The organism is Paenibacillus peoriae (genome assembly GCF_022531965.1).
In the GTDB taxonomy this organism is placed as follows: domain Bacteria; phylum Bacillota; class Bacilli; order Paenibacillales; family Paenibacillaceae; genus Paenibacillus; species Paenibacillus polymyxa_D.
In genome coordinates, this window is the sequence record NZ_CP092831.1 from 2,016,785 (window position 1) to 2,030,469 (window position 13,685).

A 13,685-nucleotide genomic window follows, 5' to 3' on the forward strand; every position below is an offset into this window, starting at 1 on the left:
AACTAAACCATTTCGATCTATATCTTGTTTATTGAAAGTCGCTCAATGGATTTTTGCTAAATCCCAAGATAAGAGATAGAGTAAGATGAAGGAATACGATGAGGAGTTCATGGCTTATTTTTATTAATGGTGAAAGGTTTTGAAAAAATGAAAATTGACCGATTGCTTTCTATCGTCATTTTGCTACTAAAGAAAAATAGAATACAAGCGAAGGAACTGGCTGATTTATATGAGGTTTCGATCCGGACGATCTATAGAGATATTGAAGCGATTAGTATGGCAGGTATTCCGGTGGTGACTTATCAGGGAGCCAATGGGGGGATCGGCTTGATGGAAGGATACCGCCTGGATCGCAGTATGTTGACGGATCATGATGTCAAGGACATTGTAATGGGGCTGCAGAGTTTGTCCTCGTCGTTGGGCGGCCCGAATGTGTCGCGGTTACTTCATAAATTTGAAAGTATTATACCAGAGTCTGGGAAAGAGCAATTTAGTGTCCATACCACACAGTTTATCGTCGATCATTCGGGATGGGGAAATCGGGCTGCGCAGGAAGGCAAATTGATAAAGGTAAAAGAAGCAATGAGCCAAGCGCGCACTGTCGCCTTTACCTATCGAAATGCGGGGGGAGCCATTACAGAACGGAATGTTGAACCGCATACGCTCGTTCTGAAAGGACAACAATGGTTTGTATATGCATATTGTCCCGATAGGGAGCAGTTTCGTCTATTCAAGCTTTCCCGCATGAGTGACCTTGTGGTTACAGAGACCGTTTTTGCTCGCAGGGATCTTTCTTATGAAGTGTTGCCGTGGAATGAGGGGCGGATGGAGGTATCCAGGGCCGTACAACCATTTACGCTACAATTTAACCGTAACTCAAGGCATCTGGCGGAGGACTGGTTTGGCGTAGAAGCATTGACCGAGCAGGAGGAAGGGATCTATACGGTCTCGGTCCCGTTTCCTGAGGATGCATGGGCGTACGGATTTATTTTAAGCCTGGGACCGGATGTGGTTGTCAAAGAACCAGCCCATTTGCGGGATAAGATTCATAAGATGGCGCTGCGTATTGCGTCTAATTACGAAGAAGTTCGGGAATCATAAAGGAATTCTTAGATTAAAGTAAAACAAACCTGACCCATAGTTGTCAGGTTTGTTTCGTTATACTGGTGGCATACCTGATATCAGATAGCGAAAGGGGATTTACGAGGATGGATAAAGCTTGTCAAAGTTGTGGGATGCCGCTGGAGCATGAGGACCAATATGGAACGGATGCACAACATCATAAAACGGATGAGTATTGCAAGTATTGTTACAAGGAAGGCGAATTTGTACAGCCTGAATTGACTATGGAGGGGATGATTCAGCAGTGTGTGCCTATCCTGGTAGAAGAGGGGATGCAGGCAGAAGAAGCGACTTCGATGCTGCGTAATTACCTACCGCATTTGAAAAGGTGGAGGTCTTTAGAGGATACAGAGCTTCAACTTGATGGACCCATTCGGGAGGAATACCGAGGTGAAATCCATTTAATTGGACTAAAAGCACGTACAAATAATCAGAAGGAACAAACATCTCACGGGATCATTCCAAATATGTGGGAACGTTTTTGGAGCGAGGGTGTGCCAGGTCGGATCAGGGGGCATGAAGGATCTGCTTCCGTCTATGGTTGCTATACTGACTATGAAAATGGAGCTTTGGGCGAGTATACATTCTTTATCGGGAAGGAAGCGGCTGTTGATTTCCAAACTCCTGACGATCTTGAAGAACTTGTTATTCCGGCTGCACGCTACGCCATTTTTCAGACAACTCAGGAACCCTCTTCTATCTTCCGAGTATGGCAGACGATCTGGGAGTGGGCTGCCACGGGACAAGGGGAGCGGACATACACAGGTGATTTTGAAGTGTATGGCAGTCCTGATGAACCTGTTTTGATTTATATCGCAATCAAGTGATGATTTTGTCGTGACAGAAGAGAACCACCCGGTCATTGTCGTGGACCCGGCGGTTTTTTCTGATTCAATCCATAGCATTCTCCCCATCAAGTTGAACGTCGGGTCACAGCCCAAAAGATGAGAGCCAGAGCACTGACACCAGCTCCTAATAGACACACCCCGTTCCATCCGGCATAGATGTACATATGAGTGGAAGCAATAGCCCCGGTGGCGCTACCGATGGAATAAAATATCATGTAGCCTGCGGTAAGTCGGCTCCGTGCCTCAGGGCGAACATTGAAAATCAAGCTTTGGTTGGTGACATGTACAGCCTGTACGGCCAAATCCAAAAGTATTACGCCAAGAACTAAAGCGAACAAAGAATGCTCGGTGTAGCGGATAGGTAACCAGGACAGCAGCAATACAACGAGTGCGATACCTGTCGTCCGTTGTCCCAAGCCTTGATCAGCAAGACGCCCTGCTCGTGCTGCTGCTAATGCTCCGGCGACTCCAGCCAGGCCAAAGGCTCCGATGGCTGTATGTGAAAGAGATAGAGGCGGGGCACTGAGAGGTAACACAAGCGAAGTCCACAATATGCTGAATGCCATAAAAATGAGCAACGCAAGGACAGCGCGAATGCGTAGAATTCGTTCTTGCACGAACAACAAGATAACCGATCGGAGCAGCTGCGGATAGGAAAGTGCCGCACTCGTGGGTTCGTTCTTTGGCAACACCCGCAACAGAGCTACAGCCATAAACAGCGTAAGTATAGCAGAAACAAGGTAAACTGAACGCCAGCCTGCCAGATCAGTTAATACACCGGCCACGGTTCGTGCAAGCAGAATGCCGATAACGACTCCACTGGTCACCAGACCTACGACCTTACCCCGTTCAGTCGGATTAGCCAAGGTAGAGGCGAAAGCCACGAGTGTTTGAGTAACTACAGCCAGCAGTCCAACCATTGCCATTCCCATAAGCAGTATTGTACGAGTAGGAGCAAAGCTAACCACGCTTAATGCCAGCACGGACAGTAGCATTTGCCCAGCAATCAGCCGCCGTCGATTCAAAAGATCGCCAAGCGGGACGAGCAGCAATAAACCCAATGCATAACAAATTTGCGTGATGGTAATGACCATGCCTACCGATGAGTGCGTAATGCCAAATTCATTTGCCAGCGCATCCAGCAGTGGCTGTGCATAGTAAATGTTAGCGACAGCGAGCCCGCAGGCTATGGCAAATAGGAGTGCCACAGATCGGGACAGGGAGGGAATGGGGGCTGTTTCGGTAGCATTTGCTACCGTTTGATGAGGGAAGAGTACCGCTCTTTCTTCTGACGTCTTCATTTTCACATACCACATCGCTTTCTGTAAGTTACATACCGTTAAGTATAATATACCGATTGGTATGTAATTAATTTAGGTCAATATAACTCGTGCATATATGTTATGTCAAGAGTTTATCCTGTACATATTTGACAGTTCCTTTTCGTAATCATACAATCTTAATATACTGAACGATACGAAAAGAAGGAGCTGCTTATGGTTCGACCACGGGAATTTGATGAAGATCAAGCGTTGGATGCAGCGATGCAAATTTTTTGGGAAAAAGGATTCGAGGCTACCTCTTTAAGCGATTTAACCTTAAAAATGGGAATTCAGCGTCCTAGCATTTACGCTGCTTTTGGAGACAAGAAGCAATTATTCGAAGCCGCGCTGCGCAAATATACGCAATCTCATGCAGCTTGTGTAAGGGCTAAACTGCAAAATAGTTCATCTGTAAAAGAAGCATTTTACAATTTTTTTGGAGGAGTGGTGGCAGAAGAGTACGAGGAGGGACCCAATAAGGGATGCTTTTGCATCAACACGATGGTAGAATTAGCCCCTCATGATGAAAAATTCGAAATTTTAACTAGAGAACATCAAATGTATCTTTCTGCTGTCTTTCAGGAGACCCTCGAACGTGGTATTCAATCTGGGGAGCTTGAGGCGACTATGGATGCACGGGCTTTAGCGCATATGTTGGTCTCTTTGTTAATCGGGATTACCGTGATGATGAAATCACGCCCAGAGCGTTCTTTTGTGGATCATGCGGTTGCGACCGCACTTATGTTGCTGGATGGGAAATAGAGATGAAGGGAGGGGAGCGTGGATGCCACAGATAAAGGCCGTTCAAACCCCGATTGGAGTATTGTATGGACGAGATGCGATCTATTTGGACCATGTGCATATGAATTATTCGAAGAAGGAGCTGATTTTAAAGGGAGAGATTAATGGGGGGCTGGCAACGGAAGCAGCAGATGATTTTGTGCCTTATGAACTGATATTTACAGAAGTCTACTACTTCAACATGATTGAATTGGACGTCGCTTTGCACATGTCTGAACGGGAATATACGCAGGGCAGCAGCTTTGATGAGCTTATAGATACGCCGTTATTAGCTACAGTAGCAAGCGCACGGGGGAAAAATCTAAAGCACTATATGTTGAAAACCTATGACGATATAGTAGAAATTGCCTGTAGAGACTATAAGATGACTATATAAACGAGTTGATTTTTAGAAGAGGGAGAGGATCAATGGATACCCAAATTGAACTATTGAACGTGACAATACGTGTGTTGCAAGGGGATATTACCCGTTGTAAGGCGGATATTATTGTCAATGCAGCCAATACAAGCTTGCTGGGTGGCGGTGGCGTAGACGGCGCGATTCATAGGGCTGGCGGTCCGGCTATCTTAGAAGATTGTGTAAGTATCAGAAACAAGCAGGGTGGATGTCCCGTAGGAGAGGCAGTTTATACCACAGCTGGCAAGCTGGATGCCCAATATGTTATTCATACCGTCGGCCCTGTGTGGAATGGTGGCGACCATCGGGAAGAGGAGCTATTGGCGAAATGCTACCATAATGCACTCCAATTAGCTTTAGAACTGAATGCACGAAGCATTGCTTTTCCGAATATCAGCACAGGCATCTACTGTTTCCCCAAAGAAAAGGCGGCGGATATTGCTATACAGGAAGTGACACGTTTTGTACGTGAACATGCCGGTTTGAATGAGATTATTTTTGTTTGTTTTGATGCGGAAAATGCTCAGTTATACAGCCGTAAGTTACAAGATGGTGTTAAGGATATTCAAAAAGATACAGTTGAAGAGAGAATACATGAATAGAAATTAGGGGGGGATCATGAATGCATGAGGAGCAAAACCAGGAACATTGGCCGGTGTGGGCTACGGAGCCTGTAAAAATAGTGAATCCTGATCCTGCCTGGTCAGAGCAGGGCCTAAAGATCATTCACCAGTTGCGGGAGTTATTACTGCCGTTTAAGGTGACGGAAATCGAACATATAGGAAGCACGGCAATTCCCAATCTTTCCGCTAAGCCCATTATTGACATAATGGCAAAATTAGAATCTTGGGATCAACTGGAACAGATCGTGTCTACTTTACAACCAGCAGGCTGGAACTATGTTCCGCCTGAATTGGACGGTCGGGAATGGAGAAGATTTTTGGTTAAAGTGGAACAGGATCAAAGAAAGGGACATCTGCATCTCATACTGAAATCTGATGAGCATTGGGATCGGCAGCTATTGTTTCGGAACCGACTTCGTGAACAGCCTGAGCTGATTCAGCAATATGATGTATTAAAAAGGCGGCTGGCGATGGAAAATCAGCATGATCGTGAAGCGTACACGGATGCCAAGACTGATTTTGTGCAAAACGTTCTGAATATCGGACATCCTAAAGACTAGGACGACCGGACATTCCGGGTACTTTCCGACCAAGCGCTGAAGTCTCCGACATTTGTTATTGCCGTGTAGGGGAATGGCCGGAAGGCTTGCCAGCACACCAGAAAAAGCTTATTCAGAAGCTGTTACAGTAGGGTTCATCCAGTACTCATGTTCATTTCAAGATAGGAAAAATCGCATTTACAGGCGCTTCAAAAATGCGCTAATGCGCTCTAAAGCCATTTCCAACTGATCTCGCGATGATGCATACGAGCAGCGGATAAAGCCCTCGCCGCCTGAGCCAAATGCGGAACCGGGTACAGTAATGACTCCTTCTTCTTCCAGCAACCGCTTGGCAAACTGCTCTGAGTTTAACCCTGTGTGCATAATGGAGGGAAAAGCATAGAAGGCACCGTTTGGTTCGTGACATGGCAGTCCTGTCTGACATAGGCCTTCAACGAACCATTTTCTACGCAGATTGTAGGACTCCATCATACGATCTTTTTCCTCCAGCCCGTTACGCAGGGATTCAATAGCGGCAATTTGCCCGATAATAGGAGCGCACATGGCGGTATATTGATGAATCTTCAGCATAGCTGAAATCAACTCTCTGGGGCCACACACATAGCCGACCCTCCAGCCTGTCATCGCAAATGCTTTGGAAAAGCCGCTGATGAGCAGGGTGCGCTCTTTCATTCCTGGCAGAGCAGCGAAGCTTACATGCTTCTGTCCATAGGTCAGTTCAGCATAAATTTCGTCTGATATGACGACAAGATTATGCTCCTCAACCAGGCGGGCAATCGGTAGCCAATCCTCATAGGTCATCACCCCACCCGTTGGATTATTCGGGTAACAGAGAATAAGCACTTTGGATCGTGGAGTCAGCTTGGCTTGAAGTGCCTCAGCTGTCAGCTTGAACTGCTGATTCGCAGAGGTTTCAACCGTTACGGTATGTCCTCCGTTCAGAAACGTGATGGGCGAATACGAAATATAACATGGAGCCGGAATGAGTATTTCATCGTGTGTTGAGATGAGGGCGCGTAGTGCCAAATCTAGGGCTTCACTGCTGCCAATGGTAACCATGATTTCATCTGTCGGGTTGTAGGATGTGTTGAAGTTGCTCTCCAGATACCCGGCAATCTCCTCACGAAGCTCAGGAAGACCGGCATTTGGTGTGTATGATGTTTTGCCATTTTCCAGTGCTGTGATACAGGCCTTTCTGACATGTTGAGGGGTTACAAAGTCGGGTTCACCGACACCAAGCGATACAATATCTTTTCTGCCTGTACTATATTCGAAAAACTTACGGATGCCTGAAGGCGGCATTTCCCGTACAGCTGGAGTCAAAAAATCGGTTATAGATACTACTGTCGATACATTTGTCATGATGATTTCCTCCTTTTTGAAAAACAAAAAAACCCGCCCCTGTAAAAGGGACGAGTTTATACCCGTGTTACCACCCTAGTTTCATTCCATAGGAAATGACACTCTGTTCACGTATCCATCAATACGTGTTCCGGTTAACGCTGGAAAGGCGGCAGAGCTTACTTCAGGTTCAGCCCGCTTCTCAGAGATGGCGTTCGGCTACCCTCGGAATGTTGGCTTTCACCTGCCCCAACTCTCTGCAAATCCGCTGTATAGCTTACTCGTTCTCGTCATTGAAATTTGTTACCGTATCAAGTTAGGTGTAATTATAAGCACAACATTTCAGGATGGCAAGTCTTTTTTTCATAAACTCTAAAGACATATCATCATTATTGACGACTGGAAAATAACGTATATAGTGGTATCAAGGGGATTGTGCCCCAGATTTCAATGTGTTATATAACTATATTGCCAGAGAGGAATGGTATCCATATGAACGTATTTGAACGCTTTAGCGGTGAAGTTTTGCCGGCGGATTGGAGCTGGATCAATGAGCCGACAGAATGGAGATTTGATGATACCAAGTCTTTGCAAATTTTTGCACCTTCACAGGCAGATTTCTTTAGGGATCCGTCCGGCGCAGCGACTAAATCGTCCGCACCTTTTTTGCATACAACGCTTCAAGGTGATTTTACAATATGGACGAGGGTTCGTGTTGATATGAAGCAGCCTTATGATTCAGGATGTTTGATGATAATGGCGGATGATACCCGCTGGGCTAAGCTGTGTTTTGAATATTTCGAAAGCATTCCATCTATTCTTAGTGTGGTCACACGGGATACATCTGATGATTGTATCTCTGGGGCGATGGACGTGTCCAATCCGTATTTACGAGTGGCACGAGCTGGAAATTGCTTTGCATTTCATTATTCATCAGATGGTCAGCATTGGAAGCTGGCGAGATATTTTGGGATGAATGTTCCTAACCAGCTAAAAGTCGGAGTTGTTGCTCAATCTCCCGTGGGGGAGGGCTGTGCTGTTACCTTTGATGCCTTGACGATAACAAACCATGTATCTGAGGACATACGAAACGTGGAGTAAACAGACAAAGACCCTCTTTCTTAATATGAAAGCGTTATAAAATTAGGATTAGAAAAGACGTATATACGCAACTCAGGCAGGAGGTAGATGGAAACTTGCTGTTAAGAAGGAAGGGTTACAAGCTGCCCAGTTTGTTGGGAGTGCTGCTTGTAGCTACGTTGGGCTGTTTCGGGCTCATTATGTATTTACAGTCCACAAGCGGAACGAGGATGTATCAATTTCTGTACTGGGATATATTCCTGGCCTGGGTTCCGGTCTTTATCACTCTCGGCATGATGGCTTTATCCAGACTGCGAAGTACAAAAGTGAGGAGTATTCTTTTATTTTTCTCTTTAATTGTATGGTTGTTTTTTCTGCCGAATGCTCTCTATTTGGTGACTGAGTTACTTCATGCGTTTCGTTTTTAGATGTGAATCCTGATACACGTTTTTGGTTGAACACCCAATTTTGGTTAATCTTATTTACGTCTTTTTCAGCAGCAGGGCTTGGCCTTTTTCTTACATCCCTTTGTGTGTTGGTGATCCATCATATGCTGAGGAGGATTTGTTCAAAGGGGCTCGCATGGGCTGTAGTTTTGGTGTTGTTGTGGCTGGACAGCATAGGCGTATATATAGGCAGATTTGCTCGCTGGAATAGCTGGGATGTGTTGTTGCAGCCACTGGTGCTCCTTACGGATATTTGGAGATGGGGAGTATATGCTGGACCTAGGCTTCATTTGCTGTCCTTTTGCTGGCTGGTGTTTGGGATAGCAGTCATTTTTTATTTATTGATCTATATCTCTTTAAGTGAGGATCAGGAAGTTTAGGCCGAGGACATGTATTCCATGAATACAGGCTTCGGCCTATTTTTACATGTGGCGAGTCAGGAGTTGGCGTTGTCCTCCCCATGCACATCGTAAAGCACGCGCACAAGCAGATCCTGACTGAAATTCCCGAATCTTTTGCCAAAAATAGTGAGTCCTCCTTTGTTTTCTGATTCATCGGTTACAGATAAACGGAGTGTAATGTCGCTTTTATAATTAAGGTTAATATCATCTATTGTGACCTCGGAAATGCGGCACCCATCAATGAAGCTGCCTTGTTGATTGATGCGAATTAATTTGAGCATACCATATTGATTCAGATGCGGTGGCCACCAATCTGGATTGAGAACCCCCGGCACTTCTCCAAAATCTCCGGCGCTGGTCCAGTGCCCAATAGGGATACCGTTAATGTGAAAACAAATATCGGAGGGATATTCCTCACAATAGCAGGGTGCTTCTGAGCCCAGTTCTGCGGAGAATTGAATTTCTTTAAAGGATTGATTCGCTTTCAGATAGTTGGGGATACGGTATTCCAAAAAGCCCTCAGCCATCCAGATCATTTCCGACTCCAGCCGCCCGGGATCTGCAAAATAGCGTGGATCATCAAAATCGCCGATAATGCTGTCTCGGGTCACCAATCCACAAGTGGGGGACGCTTGATAGTTACTATAATGACCTACGCGAATCTCAACCTCATACACATTTTTTTGTTCTCTACTGCGCAAATCTACCATCAGTTTATCCTTGTTCAAATAGCACATTTTTCGGGTGCCGTGCTTGCCGCTCACGGTATTGATCTCCACAAGGCCGCATTCTTCCAATTTTCGAATATGCATTGTAATGGTACCGTTGCTCAAATTAAGTTTGTTAGCAATGTCATTCATACTTTGTCCCTGGTAGGCAAGTAACTCGAGAATTTGAATGCGGATTTCTGAACCCAGTGCTTTAAAAATATCTAATCCTGACATTAAGTCCTTAATATAAATCATAGCTATAGACCATCCTTATCTATAAAAATTGTGATGTAAGCGCTTATATATTTACTTTGATTTATGTTAAAATAAAATCAAAAAGAAGTAAACTGCTTTTTTGTAAATTTTTTTTACTAAATAAAGAGGGGAGAAAATTAAACTCCAAATTAAGAATTACTTCAAAAATAATTCGTATTTAAGCTTTATTACTGATTATTTCGATAAAAGTTAACTTAAATACGATTTAATTTTGCTTTCCATGTTACTCTAATCTATGTTTTATAATTATTTAAAAAGATTGAAAAATACATTGACGAACCGAGGAAAGGCATGCTATATTTTGTTTGTAAACGAATTCATTATTGATAAAGTAAAATGTTAATTATATGGTACATGAGAGGGATGATAATCACAGCGGCAATCAACAACGGGTTGTGTACCGCACAGTTAAAGATTAGGCCGAGTGGTATAAAGTTATTTTAACACTAAATGTATGCGGTTTCATTTAAACTTAGGAGGGGTCGCGTTGATAAAGAAAAAAGGTTTTGCAATAACAATGGTTGTTCTGTTGTTAATGGTGGCTGCACTGGCTGGTTGTAGTGGGGGAAGTTCCAGTAGTGATGGAAGTAAGGAACTGACATTCATGTTCCGTGGTGGCACAGATGAACAAAAGGCTTATAAGGAAGTAATCAAGAAATTTGAAGAGGAACATCCTGGCGTAAAAGTTAAAATGGTCGTGACGGCAGCGGATCAATATGCTACAAAGCTAAGAGCTGCGATCACAGGAAATAATCTTCCAGATATCTTTTACTTTGCCCCTGGAGATGTGAAAGCTTATGTAAACAGTGGGGTATTGAAGAATCTCACTCCTTACATTGAGAAGAACAAGGATATTAAACTGGATAACATCTGGAAATACGGTATAGATTTGTATCGCTATGACGGTAAAATGGCCGGTCAAGGAGATATTTACGGTATGCCGAAGGACTTAGGTCCATTCGCACTTGGCTACAACAAAACGATGTTCGAAAAAGCGGGCGTTCCATTGCCTGACAAAGACAAACCGTATACATGGGATGAATTTATCAAGGTTAGCCAAGAGTTGACCAAAGATACCAATGGTGACGGCAAGCCAGATCAATACGGTACAGGTTTTAACGTTCAGTGGGCATTGCAAGCCTTTGTATGGAGTAATGGGGCTGATTGGCTGGATGAGAGCAAAACGAAAGTAACGATTGATGATCCGAAATTTGCGGAAGCTCTTCAGTACTTTGCTGACATGCAAAACAAATATAAAATCACACCTGGTATTGAACAATCACAAACATTGGACACATACCAACGTTGGATGAAGGGCGAAATGGCATTCTTCCCGGTTGGTCCTTGGGATATGAGTACATTTGAAAAACTGCCATTCGAATATGATTTACTGCCGTTCCCAGCCGGATCGACTGGCAAATCAGCAACATGGATCGGTTCTCTGGGTATCGGCGTTTCCTCTAAAACAAAATACCCGGATGAAGCTGTTGAACTGGTTAACTATCTGACGACTTCTAAAGAAGGAATGAAGCAGCTCGTAGATGCCAAGGTACAAATTCCGAATCTGCTGGACATGGCTGATGAATGGTCCAAAGATACGAAAACCAAGCCTAACAATAAACAAGAATTTATTGATATCGTAAATGACTATGGACGCTCATTACCAGGCAACTATACGTATAATGCAGAATGGTACGATATTTTCTTCACAGATATTCAACCTGTGCTGGATGGTAAAATTACGGCGGCAGATTATGTGAAACAAGAACAACCGAAGATGCAGAAACTGCTGGATAAAGCGGTGGAGCAAGAGAAAAAATCACAGAAATAATGCGTAAATAGAGGAAAAAAGGATGATGTTAGTGGCTGAATATCATGCTGCTAACATCATCTTCATTCCAAATTAGAAACAGAGGTGAGCCCTGTGATAACCAAATCTAATCTCTACCGCAAAGAGAAGGTATATGGATACTTATTTATTCTTCCACCTATTCTCGGTCTGCTAATCTTTACGTTATTCCCGTTTGTCTATTCATTATACGGCTCTTTTACAGACTGGGACGGATTGGGACAAATGAACTTTATTGGTCTCGACAATTTTAAAGATTTATTTAGCGATGAGCTCTTTTATAAATCGATGTACAATACTCTTTTCTTAATGCTAGGTATTCCAATCGGTCTTGTACTAGCTTTACTGCTGGCACTAGGTTTGAATCGCAAGATTCCAGGTACGACAACATTTCGTGTGATTTACTATATCCCGGTTATTTCTTCGTTGGCTGCCGTTTCTATTATGTGGAACTGGGCATACAACGGGGACTATGGTTTGGTGAACCAATTCCTCGAAATATTCGGTATTAAGGGTCCTAATTGGCTGATGGATAAGGATACGGTCAAACCGGCCTTGATTCTCATGACCGTCTGGAAGGGTCTCGGATATACGATGCTGCTATATTTGGCAGCCCTGCAAAGCGTATCTCGCTCTTATTATGAAGCAGCAGAGCTAGATGGAGCTAGCGGATTCCAAATGTTCCGCAATATTACATGGCCAATGGTGAAACCAGTAACTTTTTTCCTGGTCGTAACTAATATCATTGGTGGTTCGCAAATCTTTACTGAAATGAACATTATGACACCTACAGGGGGTCCGGAATACTCATCCGCCTCAATCGTCTTTTATATTTGGGATAAGGCATTTAAAAACCTGCAAATGGGATATGCCTCCGCGATGGCTATGATTCTCGGCATCTTCATTTTTATCGTAACTTTGATTCAATTCAAAATGAATGAAAAATCGTCCTTTGATGGGGATTGATTTTCGCGGAAAGGAGTGAGTCTGATTATGTCCCATAGTCAAAAAACGAAAGTTACCAATATCATTATCTTTATTGCACTAGCGATTGGAGCGATTGTGATGATCGCGCCGCTGCTTTGGATGCTGTCCACTTCAGTGAAAGAAAAGCAGGATGTCTTTGCTCTTCCACCAGTATGGATACCAGAGGTGTTCCAGTTTGGCAAGTATAAGGAAATTTGGGAAGCAGGGCCTTTGTTAAGCGGAATCAAGAACAGCGTGATTGTAGCTGTAAGTGTTACCGTTGTAGGTACCTTTACATCCAGTGTGGCGGCTTTTGCATTTGCTAAGCTGAGATTTCCCCATAAAAACAAACTGTTTTTGGCACTCATCGCATCTATGATGATTCCATACCCAACGGTTATGATTCCACAGTTTATGATGTTTTCCAAACTTGGCTGGGTTGATACACTTTTGCCTCTGATCGTTCCGGGTTTGTTCGGAAATGTAGTTATGATCTTTTTCCTGCGGCAGTACTTGCTTAGTGTACCGGATGCCATTATCGAAGCTGCGAAAATTGACGGAAGTTCTTATTTCCGACTCTATTCGTCGATTACGTTCCCGCTCATTAAGCCAGCAGTTGCGGCACAGCTTATTTTATGGTTCATGGGGATTTGGAACGATTATTTGGCACCGATTATTTACTTGAACTCACCAGAAACGCAGACATTGCAACTGGTTATCGCGAATTTTAATGCGACTTACGCCATTCAGACGGACTATCCGCTTATAATGGCAGCATCAATAATAGCCTTGTTACCTGTACTGATTATATTCTTGATCTTCCAGAAACAAATTATTGAATCGGTTGCTATTTCGGGTGTCAAAGGTTAATTGACACTTGGAGGGTACGCATGAATGATGTAAGGCAGTTACAATATGTAATGGGTAAAGGAAGGAGGAGAAT

The 13,685-nt window shown here is 43.9% G+C and carries 13 protein-coding genes, 1 pseudogene and 1 other annotated feature; of the genes and pseudogenes, 11 read left to right on the forward strand and 3 right to left on the reverse strand.

The window, feature by feature from the left end; genetic code table 11:
* Positions 1-147 precede the first annotated feature (147 nt).
* Positions 148-1,101 carry a helix-turn-helix transcriptional regulator gene (locus MLD56_RS09205; protein ID WP_029516740.1) on the forward strand — a complete coding sequence of 318 codons (954 nt, stop codon included), beginning with the start codon at positions 148-150 and terminating at the stop codon, positions 1,099-1,101.
* A 107-nt stretch (positions 1,102-1,208) separates the two neighbouring features.
* Complete coding sequence (locus tag MLD56_RS09210) at positions 1,209-1,949, forward strand: zinc ribbon domain-containing protein (RefSeq protein WP_029516741.1); 741 nt, start codon at positions 1,209-1,211, stop codon at positions 1,947-1,949.
* Positions 1,950-2,035: 86 nt separating this feature from the next.
* Here MLD56_RS09210 and MLD56_RS09215 read toward each other — a convergent pair whose 3' ends face one another.
* The gene (locus MLD56_RS09215; protein ID WP_029516742.1) at positions 2,036-3,271 is read right to left on the reverse strand and encodes an MFS transporter; all 1,236 of its coding nucleotides are present in this window, start codon (positions 3,269-3,271) and stop codon (positions 2,036-2,038) included.
* Between the two features lie 195 nt (positions 3,272-3,466).
* Here MLD56_RS09215 and MLD56_RS09220 point away from each other — a divergent pair, with 195 nt between their 5' ends.
* Genes MLD56_RS09220 through MLD56_RS09235 form a run of 4 tightly spaced genes read left to right on the forward strand, consistent with a single transcriptional unit; the run spans position 3,467 to position 5,673 of the window.
* Entirely contained in the window at positions 3,467-4,054 is a 588-nt protein-coding gene (locus tag MLD56_RS09220) for a TetR/AcrR family transcriptional regulator (protein WP_029516743.1), read from the forward strand.
* A gap of 22 nt (positions 4,055-4,076) precedes the next feature.
* Positions 4,077-4,469: a hypothetical protein gene (locus tag MLD56_RS09225; RefSeq protein ID WP_029516744.1), complete on the forward strand. Its 393-nt coding sequence runs from the start codon at positions 4,077-4,079 to the stop codon at positions 4,467-4,469.
* A gap of 32 nt (positions 4,470-4,501) precedes the next feature.
* Positions 4,502-5,092: an O-acetyl-ADP-ribose deacetylase gene (locus MLD56_RS09230; RefSeq protein ID WP_049816950.1), complete on the forward strand. Its 591-nt coding sequence runs from the start codon at positions 4,502-4,504 to the stop codon at positions 5,090-5,092.
* Between the two features lie 20 nt (positions 5,093-5,112).
* Positions 5,113-5,673, forward strand: coding sequence for a GrpB family protein (locus MLD56_RS09235; protein WP_029516746.1), 561 nt, complete (start codon positions 5,113-5,115; stop codon positions 5,671-5,673).
* A 177-nt stretch (positions 5,674-5,850) separates the two neighbouring features.
* Here the strand turns inward: MLD56_RS09235 and MLD56_RS09240 are convergent, their stop codons facing one another.
* Complete coding sequence (locus MLD56_RS09240; RefSeq protein WP_029516747.1) at positions 5,851-7,035, reverse strand: aminotransferase class I/II-fold pyridoxal phosphate-dependent enzyme; 1,185 nt, start codon at positions 7,033-7,035, stop codon at positions 5,851-5,853.
* Between the two features lie 43 nt (positions 7,036-7,078).
* Positions 7,079-7,317, reverse strand: a binding site (T-box leader).
* Positions 7,318-7,506: 189 nt separating this feature from the next.
* Here MLD56_RS09240 and MLD56_RS09245 point away from each other — a divergent pair.
* Both MLD56_RS09245 and MLD56_RS26050 read left to right on the forward strand, forming a co-directional pair.
* Positions 7,507-8,115 carry a DUF1349 domain-containing protein gene (locus MLD56_RS09245; protein WP_029516748.1) on the forward strand — a complete coding sequence of 203 codons (609 nt, stop codon included), beginning with the start codon at positions 7,507-7,509 and terminating at the stop codon, positions 8,113-8,115.
* A gap of 95 nt (positions 8,116-8,210) precedes the next feature.
* A pseudogene (locus MLD56_RS26050) lies at positions 8,211-8,920 on the forward strand (DUF1361 domain-containing protein).
* Positions 8,921-8,976: 56 nt separating this feature from the next.
* On the opposite strand, the gene MLD56_RS09255 reads toward MLD56_RS26050, so the two are convergent.
* Complete coding sequence (locus MLD56_RS09255) at positions 8,977-9,906, reverse strand: ArsR/SmtB family transcription factor (protein ID WP_029516749.1); 930 nt, start codon at positions 9,904-9,906, stop codon at positions 8,977-8,979.
* Positions 9,907-10,414: 508 nt separating this feature from the next.
* On the opposite strand from MLD56_RS09255, the gene MLD56_RS09260 reads away from it, so the two are divergent.
* From MLD56_RS09260 to MLD56_RS09270, 3 genes are all read left to right on the forward strand, one after another.
* A complete protein-coding gene (locus MLD56_RS09260; protein WP_029516750.1) occupies positions 10,415-11,758 on the forward strand; it encodes an ABC transporter substrate-binding protein in 1,344 nt (447 codons plus the stop codon).
* Positions 11,759-11,851: 93 nt separating this feature from the next.
* Positions 11,852-12,742, forward strand: coding sequence for a carbohydrate ABC transporter permease (locus MLD56_RS09265; RefSeq protein ID WP_013309768.1), 891 nt, complete (start codon positions 11,852-11,854; stop codon positions 12,740-12,742).
* Positions 12,743-12,769: 27 nt separating this feature from the next.
* Complete coding sequence (locus MLD56_RS09270; RefSeq protein WP_029516751.1) at positions 12,770-13,612, forward strand: carbohydrate ABC transporter permease; 843 nt, start codon at positions 12,770-12,772, stop codon at positions 13,610-13,612.
* Positions 13,613-13,685: the final 73 nt, after the last annotated feature.